Source organism: Aeromonas sp. 604282, assembly GCF_049170575.1.
In the GTDB taxonomy this organism is placed as follows: domain Bacteria; phylum Pseudomonadota; class Gammaproteobacteria; order Enterobacterales; family Aeromonadaceae; genus Aeromonas; species Aeromonas veronii_A.
On record NZ_JAAKMV010000014.1, the window covers coordinates 25,577 to 39,535 of the forward strand.

A 13,959-nucleotide genomic window follows, 5' to 3' on the forward strand; every position below is an offset into this window, starting at 1 on the left:
TCGCGGGCTTTTTTATGACTCGATGGCAGAGTTGCGTTAGTTGCGGGGTTCAACCAGCAGGATGTGGGAGTCGGCCCCGACCACCCTGACCTTGCTGCCCGCAGGCAGCGACTCGTCACAGCGCACCGTCCAGACCGTGTCGTCCAGATGCACCCGGCTGGTGCCCTGGGTCACATCATCCAGAAGGGTCAGCTCGCGGCCCATATAACTCTGCATCCGCTCGTTGATGGTGCTGGCGGCATCCTGACCCGAGTTGTCACGCTGGTGCTGCCAGCGCCACCAGGCCCAGGTGGTGAGCAGGGATTGCACCGCAAACAGCAGCAACTGCGCCTGCCAGCCAAAGGGCCAGATCAGCAGCAGCAGGCCCACTTCCAGCGCAGCGATGCCGGTCCAGAGCAAAAAGCCCACCGAGCCGAGCACCTCGATGGCCAGCAGAATAAAGCCGAGCCCCAGCCAGTGCCAGTGGGTCAGCCCCTCTAACAGGGCTGTCATGACTTGCTGCCCTTGCCATCTTTGTTGAACAGCTCGGCCATGCCAGCCACAGAGCCAATCAGGCTGCCTGCTTCCAGCGGCATCATGATGATCTTGCTGTTGGGGCCTTCACCGATGCGGGCCAGTGCTTCGGTATATTTCTGAGCCACGAAGTAGTTGATGGCCTGCAGGTCTCCTTCCGCAATCGCCTGGGAAACCATGTGGGTTGCCTTGGCTTCCGCCTCGGCAGCCCGCTCCCGCGCTTCGGCGGCGAGGAAGGCGGCCTGACGCTCACCTTCGGCTTTGAGGATCTGGGACTGCTTCTCCCCTTCCGCTTTCAGGATCTTGGACTGGCGCACCCCTTCGGCCTCCAGTACCTCGGCCCGTTTCTGGCGCTCGGCCTTCATCTGGGCGTTCATCGCTTCGACCAGCGCCAGCGGCGGGCGCACATCTTTAATCTCGATGCGGGTCACCTTGATGCCCCAGGGGGCGGTGGCGGCATCCATGGTGCGCAGCAGTTTCTCGTTGATGGTGTCGCGCTGGGAGAGCATCTCGTCCAGCTCCATGGCGCCGAGCACGGTCCGCATATTGGTCATGGTGAGATTGCGGATAGCGCTGGTGAGATCGTTGACCTCGTAGCCCGCTTTGCGGGCATCCACCACCTGCACAAAGCTGATGGCGTCGATGGTGACGTTGGCGTTATCGCGGGAGATCACCTCTTGTGCCGGGATATCCAGCACCTGCTCCATCATGATGATCTTGTGGCCGACCCGATCCACGTAGGGGATCAGCAGGTTGAGACCCGGGGTCAGGGTGCGGGTGTAGCGGCCGAAGCGCTCCACCGTCCAGTTGTAGCCCTGGGGCACTATCTTGATGCCCGCACTCAGGGTGGCGAGCACCAGGAACACGAAAATCCCTAGCACAATCAATGATTCATTCATCATTTAGCTCCTTATGAAACACAGTCCCTAGCCTATGGTGTGGCGTCAGGTACCACAAGTGACTTTGTACGCCTTTGTCATGAATTGGCTTTTCTAATTACCAAAACGCATTAAAAAGCATTTTTTATTATTTTGAGGGATAAGCTGCCCTGCCTATAGTCGCCCCATATTAGTCGTGTTCCGAGGGATGGGCCGAAATGGATTATTTACCTATGTTTGCCAAGTTGGAAGGCCGCCCGGTACTGCTGGTGGGCGGGGGCGAGGTTGCCCTGCGCAAGGCGCGCCTGCTGCTGGCGGCCGGTGCCAGACTGACCATCGTCTCCCCAGAGCTTGAACCCGAATTTGCGGAATTTGCCGGTCGTTTTACCCATCTGGCGGAGCGCTTCACCCCGGCCCATCTGGCTGGTCAGATTTTGGTGGTGGCGGCGACCGACAACCTCGAAGTCAACGCACTGGTTTATCAAAGTGCCAATCAGCTGGGCCTGTTCGTCAATGTGGTGGATGACCCCAAGCGCTCCAGCTTTATCTTCCCCTCGATCATCGATCGCTCGCCGCTAATGGTGGCGGTCTCCAGCGGCGGCAAGGCGCCGGTGCTGGTGCGCCTGTTGCGCGAGCGGCTGGAGAGCCTGCTGCCGCGCCATCTAGGCGGGCTGACCGAGCTCTCCGGCCGGGTCCGTGACAAGGCCAAGCGGGTGCTCTCCTCGATTTCCGATCGCCGCCGCTTCTGGGAGCGCGCCTTTGCCTCCAACACCCTCGCCAGCCTGATTGAAAAAGAGGATTGGCAAGGAGCCGAGCAGTGGCTGAGCGATGGCCTCGATCAGGCGAAAAGCGAAGTGGGCGAAGTGGTCTTGGTCGGCGCGGGTCCCGGCGATCCGGGCCTGTTGACCCTCAAGGCGCTGCAACAAATTCAACAGGCTGAAGTGGTGCTCTACGACCAGCTGGTCTCCGCCGAGATCCTCGATCTGGTGCGCCGCGATGCCACTCTGGTGTCGGTTGGCAAGAAGGCGGGTGCCCACAGCGTGCCGCAGGAGGAGACCAATCGCCTGCTGGTGGAATACGCCAAGGCGGGCAATCGGGTAGTGCGGCTGAAAGGGGGCGATCCCTTTATGTTTGGCCGGGGTGGCGAGGAGCTGGAAGTGCTGGCCGACGAAGGTATCCCCTTCTCTGTGGTGCCCGGCATCACGGCCGCTGCCGGTGCCACCGCCTATGCCGGCATTCCGCTCACTCACCGTGATTACGCCCAGAGCGCCGTCTTTATCACGGGTCATTGCCAGAAAGAGGGCAAAGAGCCCGACTGGCAACAGCTCGCCGCCACCAGTCAGACCCTGGTCATCTACATGGGGCTGATGCGCTCCGAGCATATCCAGCAGCAGTTGGCGGATCACGGCCGAAGCCAAGCCACCCCCATCGCCATCATCGAGCGCGGCACCACATCCCGTCAGCGGGTGCTGACCGGCACGCTGGCCGACTTGGCTGAGCTGGCCAAACAGGCGGTGAGCCCGTCGCTTATCGTCATCGGCGAAGTGGTCGCCCTGCGCGATCGGCTCGCCTGGTTTGGAGAGCTGGGCTGCGAGCAGCAGCGCGCTAACCCGGATCTCGATGGCTGCGACCTCAAGCTGGTGCAGCTGGCCTGACCGAGAAAGAGATATTTGATGCGGCTGCCGATGCGGCCGCGCACTGAACCACCCAGCGCCCCGAGCAGGCGCATAAGCAATGACCCGAGGACCAACATGGACCGTGAAAGATTGACGCACTTGCAGCAGCTGGAAGCCGAGAGCATCCACATCATCCGCGAGGTGGCTGCCGAATTTGAAAACCCGGTGATGATGTACTCCATCGGCAAGGACTCCTCCGTCATGCTGCATCTGGCCCGCAAGGCCTTCTATCCGGGCAAGATCCCCTTCCCCTTGCTCCACGTCGACACCGACTGGAAGTTCAAGGAGATGATCAAATTCCGCGACGAGACCGCCAAAAAGTACGGGCTGGATCTGATCGTCCACAAGAACCCGGAAGGGCTCGCCATGGGCATCAACCCCTTCGTCCACGGCAGTGGCAAGCACACCGACATCATGAAGACCGAGGGGCTCAAGCAGGCGCTCAACAAATACGGCTTCGACGCAGCCTTCGGTGGCGCCCGTCGCGACGAGGAGAAGTCCCGCGCCAAGGAGCGTGTCTACTCCTTCCGTGACAAGTCCCACCGCTGGGATCCGAAGAACCAGCGTCCGGAGCTGTGGCGGGTTTACAACAGCCAGGTCAACAAGGGGGAGAGTATCCGGGTGTTCCCGCTCTCCAACTGGACTGAGCTGGATATCTGGCAATACATCTATCTGGAAAAGATCGACATAGTGCCGCTCTACTTCGCCGCTTACCGTCCGGTGGTGGAGCGCAACGGCATCAAGATCATGGTGGATGACGAGCGTATGCCCATCGGCCCGGAAGACGAAGTGAAGCAGGAGCTGGTGCGCTTCCGCACCCTCGGTTGCTACCCGTTGACCGGGGCCATCGAATCCGATGCCACCACCTTGCCGGAAATTATTGAAGAGATGCTGCTCACCACCTCGAGCGAGCGGCAAGGGCGGCTGATTGACCACGATCAGGCCGGCTCCATGGAGCAGAAGAAGCGTCAGGGATATTTCTAAGGAGTCGTCAGCATGAACAGCCATATTCAGACCGCCATCACCGAACAGGGCATCGAAGCCTATCTGCATGCCCAGCAGCACAAGAGTCTGCTGCGTTTTCTCACCTGCGGCAGCGTGGATGACGGCAAGAGCACCCTTATCGGTCGCCTGCTGCACGACTCCCAGCAGATTTATGAAGATCAGCTAAAAGCGCTGGAGTCCGACAGCCAGAAGCTCGGTACCACCGGCGAGAAGCTGGACCTGGCACTGCTGGTCGACGGTCTGCAGGCGGAGCGCGAGCAGGGCATCACCATCGACGTGGCCTACCGCTATTTCTCCACCGCCAAGCGCAAATTTATCATCTCGGATACCCCGGGCCACGAGCAGTACACCCGCAACATGGCCACCGGCGCCTCCACCTGCGATCTGGCCATCATATTGATCGACGCCCGCAAAGGCGTGCTGGATCAGACCCGCCGCCACAGCTTTATTGCGAGCCTGCTCGGCATCAAGCAGTTCGTGGTGGCGGTCAACAAGATGGATTTAGTGGAGTTCAGCCAGGAGGTGTTCGATCGTATCAGCGCCGATTATCGCGAGTTCGCCAAGAAGCTCAGCGTCGACACCATCCATATCGTACCGGTTTCGGCGCTGGACGGTGACAACGTAGTCAACCAGAGCGACAAGCTGGCTTGGTATCAGGGCGAAACCCTGCTTGCGCTGCTGGAGTCTGCCGAGGTTGAGCGCGAGCTGGAACGCCATCCGGTACGCCTGCCGGTGCAGTATGTGAACCGCCCCAACCTCGATTTTCGCGGCTTCGCGGGCACGCTCGCCTCCGGCATCCTGCGGGTGGGCGACAAGCTGGCGGTGCTGCCGTCGGGCAAGGAGAGCACAGTCACCCGCATCGTCACCTTCGACGGGGATCTGGAGCACGCCCTGCCGGGTCAGGCCATCACCGTCACCTTCGCGGATGAAATCGACATCAGCCGCGGCGACCTGCTGGTGGATGCCGCCAACCGTCCGCAAGTGACCCAGAACCTGCTGGCCCATATCGTCTGGATGGGGGAGGAGTCCCTGCAACCGGGCCGGGTCTACGACGTCAAGCTGGCCACCAAGAAGAGTCGCGGTCAGGTGGAGGCCATCCGTCACCGCATCGAGATCAACAAGCTCGACGAGCTGCCCGCCAGCGAACTCAAGCTCAACGAGATCGGCCTGTGCGAGCTGAGCCTCACCGACCCGGTGGCGTTCGACCCGTATCAGGAGATCCGCGATACCGGCAGCTTTATCCTTATCGACCGGCTGACCAACGTCACCGTCGGCGCTGGCATGATAGTGGAAGGCTTGGCCTCCAAAGCGGTAAAAGGGCACTACAGCGAGTTTGAGATCGAGCTCAACGCCCTGGTGCGCAAGCACTTCCCGCACTGGCAAGCCCTTGCCATCGGTAACGACACAAACAAGGAGTAAGCCCATGACCTGGCAACAATTCCTGGTGCTGGGTCTGCTGGCTGCTCTCGTGGCCCTGCTGATCCAGGGCAAACTCCGCCCGGCGCTGCTCTTCTCGGGCGCCGTGCTCATCACCTACCTGAGCGGGTTGGCGGATATCAACGCCGTGGCGGCGGGCTACACCAACAGTGCCCTGCTGACGCTGGTGCTGTTGCTGCTGGTGTCGCTGGCGGTGGAGAAGACCCGCATCATGAGCTGGTTCGCCAATCTGGTGGGCACGGGTTCATTCAACAAGGTGCTGGTGAAGGTGTGGTTCTCCACCGCCTTCCTGTCTGCCTTCGTCAACAACACCGCCGTGGTGGCCTCCATGCTGGGAGCGGTCAAACGCAACCCCAACCATGCGCCATCGCGGCTGCTGTTGCCCATGTGCTTCGCGGCCACCTTCGGCGGGGTGCTGACCCTGATCGGCACCTCCACCAACCTGATCGTCAACAGCTTCCTCATCAAGATGGGGGCGCCGCCGCTCGGCATGTTCGACTTCTTTATGGTGGGGGCGGGCACCTTGCTGACCGGTCTGGTGGCCGTGCTGCTGTTTGCCCGTCACCTGCCGGTGCAGGATACCGAGATGAGCCGCGAATCCGGCTACTTTCTCGAGGCCAAGGTGGGCGCCGGTTCGCCGCTGGCGGGGCGCAGCGTCAAGGAGAACGGCCTGCGCAGCCTGAAAAGCCTCTATCTGGCGGAAATCATTCGCGGCGATGAGGTGATCTGCCCGGTGCAGCCGGAACACGAGCTGCACGAAGGGGACGTACTGCTGTTTTGCGGCGATGTGGAGAGCGTCGGTGTGTTGCAGGAGATGAAGGGGCTGGATCTCTACGGCCAGCACCGCCTCAACGGCCAGCATCTGGTGGAGGTGATCGTCAGCCACAGCTCGCGGCTGGTGGGTCAGACCATCAAGGATGCCGAGTTTCGCACCCACTTCGATGCGGTGGTACTGGCGGTGCGCCGCGGTGAAACCCAGCTTACCGGTGGCCTCGGCCAGATTGAGCTGCATGCCGGTGATACCCTGCTGCTGGCCCCCGGCCCCCAGTTTGCCCGCAACAAATCGCTGGGACGGGAGTTTGTGGTGGTGAGCGGGCTGGAAGCTTCCACCCGTCTCGATGGCAAGCGTAGCGCCGCCGTGGTGCTGGGCTTTCTCGGGGTGTTGGCGCTCTCGGTATTCGATCTGGTGCCGCTGTTCAAGGGCTTGCTGCTGATGCTGGTGGCGCTGCTGCTCACCCGCATTCTGACCCTGGACGAGATCCGCCGCCGCTTCCCGCTGGATATCTGGCTGGTGGTGGGCGGGGCGCTGGCCATCGCCGATCAGCTGGAAAAGAGCGGACTGGCCAAGCTTATCGCCGACTGGCTGATGGGAGAGTTTAACGGTGCCAGCCCCATCATCGCCTTTATCGGTATCTATGTGTTTACGCTGGTGTTGACCGAGCTGATGAGCAACAACGCCGCCGCCGCGCTGGCCTTCCCCATGGGTTACCAGCTGGCGCTCAGCATGGATGTCTCGACCATGCCGTTTATTCTGGCGGTGCTGTTCGGGGCGAGTTCCAGCTTTATCCTGCCCTACGGCTACCAGACCAACCTGATGGTCTATGCCGCGGGCAACTACAAGATGCCGGACTACCTCAAGCTGGCCCTGCCGGTCTCGCTGGCCTATAGCCTCGGGGTGATTGTGATGGTGCCCCTGCTGTTTCCGTTTTAAGGCGTAAGCGCCAAGCAAGGAGTGTTGGATGAGCAATACCATGGCATCAGCACATTGGCGGCTGGTAGTTCGAGGTGGCTCCCCGTGGTGCCGGACCGTTTAAGTTTTGAGGCGTGAGCGCCAATCAAGGAGTGTGGGATGAGCAATATCGTGTGGCACAAACATGCCGTGGACAAACAGAGCCGGGCCGAGCTTAAAGGGCAAAAACCGCTGGTGATCTGGTTTACCGGGCTCTCCGGGGCGGGCAAATCGACCCTGGCGGGGGCGCTGGAGCAGGCGCTGGCGGCACAAGGCAAGCACACCTATCTGCTCGATGGGGACAATGTACGCCACGGCCTCTGCGGCGATCTCGGTTTCGATGACGCCGCGCGGCAGGAGAATATCCGCCGGGTCGGCGAGGTGGCAAAACTGATGGTGGACGCGGGCCTGATCGTGCTCACCGCCTTTATCTCGCCATTTCGTGCCGAGCGGGCGCTGGTGCGGAGCCTCTTGGGTGAAGGGGAGTTTGTCGAGGTGTTTGTCGATGCGCCGCTCGCCGTCTGTGAAGAGCGCGACCCCAAGGGGCTCTACAAGAAGGCTAGGGCAGGGGAAATTCGCAATTTCACCGGTATCGACTCCGCTTACGAGGCGCCGGAGCAGCCGGAAATCCATCTGCTGAATGCCGGTAAACCGGTGGATACGCTGGTGGATGAGCTGCTGACCGCCCTGCGGCAGGGGAACTATCTGTAATTGGATCGGAAGAACCTAAAACAAGCGCCCAGTGGTCTGCCACTTGGCTACCACAGGCGCAGCTGGGTTGGCAGCAGCCACTATAAGCAAAACTTGGGTCATTATCGGAAAACCTATAAATCCAGATTATAGTGGCACCAATGAGCCTTGAGCTGTTCCAAGGCGGCAGATAGCAATCCCGCAAGGGGATCTTCCGATCCTTGCGTATATCGCGGCGGGGTTATTCGCGATTATCCAAATACGCTGCGCTATTCGAACCTACGGGCTATATTGCGCCCAGGACTATGGGGCGAAAATCAGTTATTTTTTGAGTTTTTTTGTAATGCTTTGAGATATCTCAGTCATTTCAAATACAAATTCTGTCTCAAGAAAATCATTTACAAACGAGGGTTTGATATTATCTAATTTCCTCCATTCCTCATGTTTATAGATGAAGTCAAGATAATTTTTAAGTAAAGCCTGGTTTGTTGTTTTTCTTGATAACTGCTTTTTTAGTGACTCAGCCGTCAGCTTTGATTTATATGAGTGATACTTATCGTACTCTATAACGAAATCATTAAGGCTCCAGCCGATTTTTGACATTTCCGTCTTGATTGTTATGGCAAAATTATCTGGTTTCATTTTTGTCCCCAAATGTCCCCCCAATTATCGCTAACCTTTACATGTCCAGACTGATTCTGGATATGTTAACTAATATATGGAGTGTTGAAAATGGCAAAAGGTAGTGCTTCTAATTCAAGTAATTCAGGTAAGGGCGGTAGTAGTCGAGGTCCTTCTTCACACACTGGGACCGGTGGTAACTGGCCGTCAACGACTGGGAATCCCTCTGGGGGAGGAAGAGGAAACGCCCCTTCAAAAGGTGGCAAATAACTCTAAATAAAAATGGGCGGTGAAGCTAGCCTTCCCGCCTTATACACTCATTAGTATTTTTTTGAAAAGCTGATAAAAAACTTTTTTTATCAACATTGTATCTAATGTATGAAATTTCATTCATGGTATCTTTCATTGCGCATAAACAAACATCTTTTCTGTGAAGGTAAATGGTTTTACTTACCAACTCCGGATCTGCATTCGTGCATGCATCAACAATAGAATACTCGACTGACATAGGGTAGCGATTATCAAGTAAAGCATAGTCAGCAACTTGCCCACTTATAATTCCAATCGCTAGTATCGTGCCGCCTGACATAATCTTTTTTTTGAAAGTGTGCCCTGTTAGTTCCTCTTGGCAATGGCCACATTTTACTTTTGCCTCTATATGTAAATCATTTTTTTTAGAACACTTTGGGCATTCAATTATCATATCTGTTCCATGATAAATAATTAATGTTATTGGATCCGTAGTAAGTTCAGGCTGTCACTATTTTCATTCAGATGGGCTTTTTGCTGCCAGCCATTGTTGGCTCGTATAAGCCGAATGGAGGTCACAAGACAGTGCCACCATTGGCAATGACACCTTCGCCAAGTCAGAGAAAACTGACGGATTTAGTTGACCATCATAACAGGCGCTTGTGAGATGGCGGAAGCAACTATAAGCAAAAATGGGGTCATTATCGGAAAACTCATAAATTTAGCTTATAGTGACACCGGCGAGCCTTGAGCCAACCCAAAGCGGTCGATAGCAACCCCGCAAGGGGATCTTCCGATCCTTGCTTATATCGCGGCGGGGTTATTCGCGATTGTCCGAATACGCTGCGCTATTCGAACCTACGGGCTAACGCTCGCATTAACAGCTTGCTTGATTCCCTGCGTATGCACGTCTGACCATAGCCGATGGTTAAATTTATCACTGCTCGTTGAGGCGGATTCTATCCAATATAAAATCGGCTATCTGCTCGGGTCTAAATCTATTCATGTCAATATATCCATCGTGTGAAAATACTCCTGGTATTTGTGCGTTATCTGATCTAATGAACATAACAGAATGATCGCTTTTATTGTTAATGATTCCCCGAATAGCTCGCCATTCAATGCCGCACCACATTTTTCTTTCATAGTCTCCTGAAAGAAAAACTACGATCAAATCTGAATTTTTGAGGTAAACAGTTTGAAGTAGGCTATCGAGATTTGGACGCGCAAGTTGAGCTGTAAAGTCATCATCGTAGAAAATACTGCCTGCTGGTAAAGCGCTTTTCAATCTATTTACAATAGAAAGAACGGATTTTCTAACTTCACCCGGGAATGAAAAGGCAACCTTAAATCTAAGTTCTTCCAGCTTACCCGTTCGTCCTACTGGGTTAATGAATTTCCGATCAATGAGCCCAGCTGAATGCAACCGACCAAACAAGTCTTCATCCTTTACTGCCCAGTGAGTTCGATTCATTTCCCATTCGCCAATATCTAGCAAGTTGCTAATTGGTGCAATTTCTGAAAATGGAATTGGAGGAATTTCGTTCTCAAATTCATACTCGATCATAATCGAACGGCTTCTTTCTTTGAGAGAACGAATGTATCCGACTCTCACCGGTTCGCTCTTACCTTCATAAGCAAATAGGCAAGGGAACGATTTCAACAACTCAATGTGCTCAGCGGTGAGAACCTTAAATAAAGTTTTTTCTTTGTCGTTAGTATGCTCAAGAAATCTATCTCTAGTGTACTCATAGGCTGGAAGGTCCCATGCACCATCATGGGCAGTAACTAAAAGGTTGTACATTACTAACAGTCCCCTTGAAAAATATAAAAATGACTCGGTGTAAGGTGGTATTCACATCTTAATACCGCCTTTAATCTAACTTATCTCGTATTTTTGGCTAAAAATCGTAGGTTGGTGCTAAACGAAGTGAAGCCCAACATTTACCGCAGAAACGTATCTGCAAATTTGTGAGCAACCCAATCCATGTTTATCCGGCTCTGGTTGGCATAATGATGCTTGTCTGTTGGACTTCCTGCGCTCTGCACCAACCAGCAAAAACCACGCTACCGCCCCTGAATTTCAGCCTCCAGCTTGCTGCTTTTACCTGTGATTTGGCACTGGTTTGGCTCATGGCTGACTCCGACGAGGGGTTGCCAAGCGGCTATGTTACCGAACGGGGCTGGGGTGAAAAGCGCAAGCGGGTGGTTTTCTGAGCAAGATCAATAAATTAATAAATAACGGACGGTGATATAACCGCAGCACCGCAGCAGCCTATCCGCGCAGAGTGAGATTGGAAGGTGAAAGCGAGAGTGCCGCCCTCTTGTTGGCGGGCATTAAAAAACCCTATGGACCCTAAGGCCCATAGGGTTTTGCTGAGGTGATTGTTTGGGTAGTGGTTATCTGGCTTGGCGAACCGGCACGGCGCGGGTGGTGGCCACTTCGTAGCGGCTCTGGGTTGCCGGAGCGCCCTTCTGGAACTGGCGTACCAGCCGGTCTAGATCGCTCAACTGGTTTACCAGCTGGGTGATGCCGTGCACGGCGTGCTGGCTGCCGACGCTGGAGTCATCGGCCAGGGTCTTGATGCTGAGCACGTTGCGGTTGATCTCGGCGGTGACGTGGAACTGCTCCTGCACCGCCTGGGCAATCTGGCCGCTGCCGGAGGCGACCTGCTGCAGCATATCGTTGATCTGCTGGAGAATGGTGCCGGTTGCCGAGGCTTTTTGCTGGCAGCTCTCGGAGAGTTGGCAGCCCTTCTCCATCGCCTGTTCTGCATCCCCGGCGCTGGTTTGCAGCTCGGTGATCATCTTCTGGATCTCGCTGGTCGAGGATTGGGTCTTGATGGCGAGGGTGCGGATCTCGTCGGCGACCACCGAGAAACCCCGACCCGCTTCGCCAGCCCGGGCCGCTTCGATGGCGGCATTGAGGGCCAGCAGGTTGGTCTGGTTGGCGATGTTGTTGATCACATCAAGGATGCCGTCGATATCGCGGCAGTGGCCGACCAGCGCACTGATCACGCTCTTGGAGGTGATAAGTTCGCTGTTCATGCCCGCCACGGCGGCCACGGTTTCGGCCACGCTGTGGTTGCCGCTCTTGAACAGCACGGCCGTTTCATCCAGCAGGCTGGAGGAGTCTGTCGAACTTTGCGACACCTCGCGAATGGATTCCGACATCTCGGTCACGGCGGTCGCTACCTGATTGGTCTCGGCCTGCTGCTGTTGCAGGTTGTCAGTGATGGATTCGGCGTTGCGCAGATCCCCCTCGGCGGCTTGCAGGATCTTGCTGCAAGTCTGTTGGGTACGGGCCAGCACGGCGTTGAACTCGGCCTGATTCATCACCATCAAGAGTTCGATGGCGGCGATGTTGTCCACCTTGTTGGTGTAGAGCAGCTGCATCAGCGGGTTGTCAAAGCGGCTGCGGGCCATCTTGTTGAGCTTGCCGAGGCGGCGGGAGAGGGCATTCAGGGTGATGGCCGCTATCGCCAGCGGCAGGGCGACCAGCGCCAGTTGCCAGTTCATGTCGTGGTTGTAGCCCAGGGCAAACATGACGAGCAGGCTCAGCAGCAGGCAGAGGTTGATGGTCAGGGTATGGGAGAAGGTGGGCAGCTTGAGCGCCAGCGGCAGCTTGTTGTTGCGAAGGTCGGCATAGACCTTCTCGGCCCGCTGTTTGATCTCCTCGCTCGGGGCGGTGCGCACCGACTGATACTCCACCACCCGGCCGCTGGCATCCTTGATGGGGGTGACAAAGGCGCTGACCCAGTAGTGATCGCCACTCTTGCAGCGGTTCTTCACCGGCCCCATCCAGCTCTTGCCTTCGCGGATATGGTTCCACAGATCGGCAAAGGCCTGTTTCGGCATGTCAGGATGACGTACCAGATTGTGGTGTTCCCCCAGCAGCTCGTCGAGCTGGAAGCCTGCTATCTCGCAGAACTCATCGTTGGCGTAGGTGATGCGGCTCTCCAGATCCGTGGTGGAGATCAGGCTCTGGTGGTCTGGATAGAGACGTTCTCTTTGGGTAACCGGTTGATTGATTCTCATAGCCATGCTTCCGGGCTGTGGTGGTTGAAAATTGATCTGCACCAAGCTTCAAAGCAAAGGGCGGGCCATCAATCACGTTAAGTGATTTTTGTGTCAATAAAGGGGCGCAGCCACTGAATGTGGCGCTGCTGTCGTTGCAATGTGCAAAAAGCGGCGGCAAGGTGCGAGGGGAGCTGCATTTTGCACCTCACTTTGCTGAGTGAGGTGCTGTGAGCGGGATCTGTGGCGCGTCGGTGGGCGTGTTCCCCCATCGACGATCAGGGCGCGGCGTCAGGGGGGGGCGGTGTGGTCTCACTGACCTGATGCTGGACCTCGATCTGGATACTCTGCACCAGCACGGTTTTCAGATCCTGCAGGTACTCCTCCAGCGGCGACTCTTGCAGCAGCTGGGCGAGCTCGTTGCCCACCGGGGTGAGGCGGTAGTAGAGCAGGGTGATGTTGTGCTGCTTGCACTGCAGCCGCCAGCGCTGGTTGCCGAACTCCAGCTCGACCCCATCGGCGGGCAGCGGGCCGGACTCCAGCTCCGCGCGATGCAGCAGCCCGAGCTCAAACAGTTGCAGCAGGGCGTTGTAGGGGAGGCGGTATTTGCCAAGGCCGAGCCGCGTTGCCTTGGCGCGGCTCAGCAAGCTGGCCCCCTTGTGCAGCCCCAGCAGCAGTCGCTGCTCGTCGCTGCCGGTGTAGTGGCAAGTCAGTGAACAGATGCGCTGGAACAGCTGGGCCTCGCGCTGAGTCATCTCTTTGAGGGTGGCGAGCGCCCGGATGGAGAAGCGGCCCGGGGTGGCTACTTCCAGCGCGAAGATCCGCCCCCACAGCTGCTGCATCGGCACCATGCTGATATCTTCCGCCAGTTGCAGGAAGCGGGTCAGCCAGTCGCTGTCCATCTCGCCGCCAGCCGCGGTCTCTTCGCAGTGGCGGGAGGCCATCACCATGATGGCTTCCAGATTGCGCTGGCGGGCAGCCTGATCCGCCAGATGGCGAAAGGTGGCGCGCTGTTCGAAGGTGCTGTCGGTATTGCGGGTGAGCATGCCGTCGATGCCGCGACTGCGGGCCAGACGCAGGGTCTGCTCCTGGCTGCTCAGGATCGAACTCTCTTTTTTCGGGGGGGGGAGGTCTGCCATGCTGA

The 13,959-nt window shown here is 57.1% G+C and carries 12 protein-coding genes; 5 read left to right on the forward strand and 7 right to left on the reverse strand.

Going from position 1 to position 13,959, the window contains the following annotated elements; translation table 11 throughout:
* Window positions 1-36: 36 nt before the first annotated feature.
* The gene (locus G5367_RS15800) at window positions 37-492 is read right to left on the reverse strand and encodes an NfeD family protein (RefSeq protein ID WP_005335704.1); all 456 of its coding nucleotides are present in this window, start codon (window positions 490-492) and stop codon (window positions 37-39) included.
* Window positions 489-1,412: an SPFH domain-containing protein gene (locus G5367_RS15805; protein WP_005335703.1), complete on the reverse strand. Its 924-nt coding sequence runs from the start codon at window positions 1,410-1,412 to the stop codon at window positions 489-491. Before G5367_RS15805 ends, G5367_RS15800 begins: the two co-directional genes overlap by 4 nt.
* 197 nt (window positions 1,413-1,609) lie before the next feature.
* Between G5367_RS15805 and cysG the strand changes: the two genes are divergently transcribed.
* The 5 genes from cysG to cysC all read left to right on the forward strand — a co-directional run bounded on the left by cysG (window position 1,610) and on the right by cysC (window position 7,949).
* Window positions 1,610-3,046: a siroheme synthase CysG gene (gene cysG / locus G5367_RS15810; protein ID WP_421244576.1), complete on the forward strand. Its 1,437-nt coding sequence runs from the start codon at window positions 1,610-1,612 to the stop codon at window positions 3,044-3,046.
* 30 nt (window positions 3,047-3,076) lie between these two features.
* Window positions 3,077-4,051 (forward strand): sulfate adenylyltransferase subunit CysD, encoded by a 975-nt coding sequence (gene cysD, locus G5367_RS15815; RefSeq protein ID WP_421244585.1) that lies wholly within the window; start codon window positions 3,077-3,079, stop codon window positions 4,049-4,051.
* 12 nt (window positions 4,052-4,063) lie between these two features.
* On the forward strand, window positions 4,064-5,491 hold the full coding sequence (gene cysN, locus G5367_RS15820; RefSeq protein WP_421244575.1) for a sulfate adenylyltransferase subunit CysN: 1,428 nt from the start codon (window positions 4,064-4,066) through the stop codon (window positions 5,489-5,491).
* 4 nt (window positions 5,492-5,495) lie between these two features.
* Entirely contained in the window at window positions 5,496-7,220 is a 1,725-nt protein-coding gene (locus tag G5367_RS15825) for an SLC13 family permease (RefSeq protein ID WP_268012053.1), read from the forward strand.
* Between the two features lie 138 nt (window positions 7,221-7,358).
* Entirely contained in the window at window positions 7,359-7,949 is a 591-nt protein-coding gene (gene cysC / locus G5367_RS15830; RefSeq protein WP_421223775.1) for an adenylyl-sulfate kinase, read from the forward strand.
* 300 nt (window positions 7,950-8,249) lie between these two features.
* Here the strand turns inward: cysC and G5367_RS15835 are convergent, their stop codons facing one another.
* From G5367_RS15835 to G5367_RS15855, 5 genes are all read right to left on the reverse strand, one after another.
* Window positions 8,250-8,570, reverse strand: a complete 321-nt coding sequence (locus G5367_RS15835) for a hypothetical protein (protein WP_421223922.1) — start codon at window positions 8,568-8,570, stop codon at window positions 8,250-8,252.
* A 274-nt stretch (window positions 8,571-8,844) separates the two neighbouring features.
* Window positions 8,845-9,252, reverse strand: a complete 408-nt coding sequence (locus G5367_RS15840) for a hypothetical protein (protein ID WP_421236405.1) — start codon at window positions 9,250-9,252, stop codon at window positions 8,845-8,847.
* Between the two features lie 483 nt (window positions 9,253-9,735).
* Window positions 9,736-10,602, reverse strand: coding sequence for a TIR domain-containing protein (locus G5367_RS15845; RefSeq protein ID WP_421223918.1), 867 nt, complete (start codon window positions 10,600-10,602; stop codon window positions 9,736-9,738).
* Window positions 10,603-11,198: 596 nt separating this feature from the next.
* Complete coding sequence (locus tag G5367_RS15850) at window positions 11,199-12,836, reverse strand: PAS domain-containing methyl-accepting chemotaxis protein (RefSeq protein ID WP_421244572.1); 1,638 nt, start codon at window positions 12,834-12,836, stop codon at window positions 11,199-11,201.
* Window positions 12,837-13,093: 257 nt separating this feature from the next.
* Window positions 13,094-13,954: a TIGR03899 family protein gene (locus G5367_RS15855; RefSeq protein ID WP_421244571.1), complete on the reverse strand. Its 861-nt coding sequence runs from the start codon at window positions 13,952-13,954 to the stop codon at window positions 13,094-13,096.
* Window positions 13,955-13,959 lie beyond the last annotated feature (5 nt).

Excerpts from the sequence above, each read along its gene's own strand:
- G5367_RS15800 (WP_005335704.1), bottom strand. The coding sequence starts at position 492 with ATGACAGCCCTGTTAGAGGGGCTGACCCACTGGCACTGGCTGGGGCTC.
- G5367_RS15805 (WP_005335703.1), bottom strand. The coding sequence starts at position 1,412 with ATGAATGAATCATTGATTGTGCTAGGGATTTTCGTGTTCCTGGTGCTC.
- cysG (WP_421244576.1), top strand. The coding sequence starts at position 1,610 with ATGGATTATTTACCTATGTTTGCCAAGTTGGAAGGCCGCCCGGTACTG.
- cysD (WP_421244585.1), top strand. The coding sequence starts at position 3,077 with ATGCGGCCGCGCACTGAACCACCCAGCGCCCCGAGCAGGCGCATAAGC.
- cysN (WP_421244575.1), top strand. The coding sequence starts at position 4,064 with ATGAACAGCCATATTCAGACCGCCATCACCGAACAGGGCATCGAAGCC.
- G5367_RS15825 (WP_268012053.1), top strand. The coding sequence starts at position 5,496 with ATGACCTGGCAACAATTCCTGGTGCTGGGTCTGCTGGCTGCTCTCGTG.
- cysC (WP_421223775.1), top strand. The coding sequence starts at position 7,359 with ATGAGCAATATCGTGTGGCACAAACATGCCGTGGACAAACAGAGCCGG.
- G5367_RS15835 (WP_421223922.1), bottom strand. The coding sequence starts at position 8,570 with ATGAAACCAGATAATTTTGCCATAACAATCAAGACGGAAATGTCAAAA.
- G5367_RS15840 (WP_421236405.1), bottom strand. The coding sequence starts at position 9,252 with ATGATAATTGAATGCCCAAAGTGTTCTAAAAAAAATGATTTACATATA.
- G5367_RS15845 (WP_421223918.1), bottom strand. The coding sequence starts at position 10,602 with ATGTACAACCTTTTAGTTACTGCCCATGATGGTGCATGGGACCTTCCA.
- G5367_RS15850 (WP_421244572.1), bottom strand. The coding sequence starts at position 12,836 with ATGAGAATCAATCAACCGGTTACCCAAAGAGAACGTCTCTATCCAGAC.
- G5367_RS15855 (WP_421244571.1), bottom strand. The coding sequence starts at position 13,954 with ATGGCAGACCTCCCCCCCCCGAAAAAAGAGAGTTCGATCCTGAGCAGC.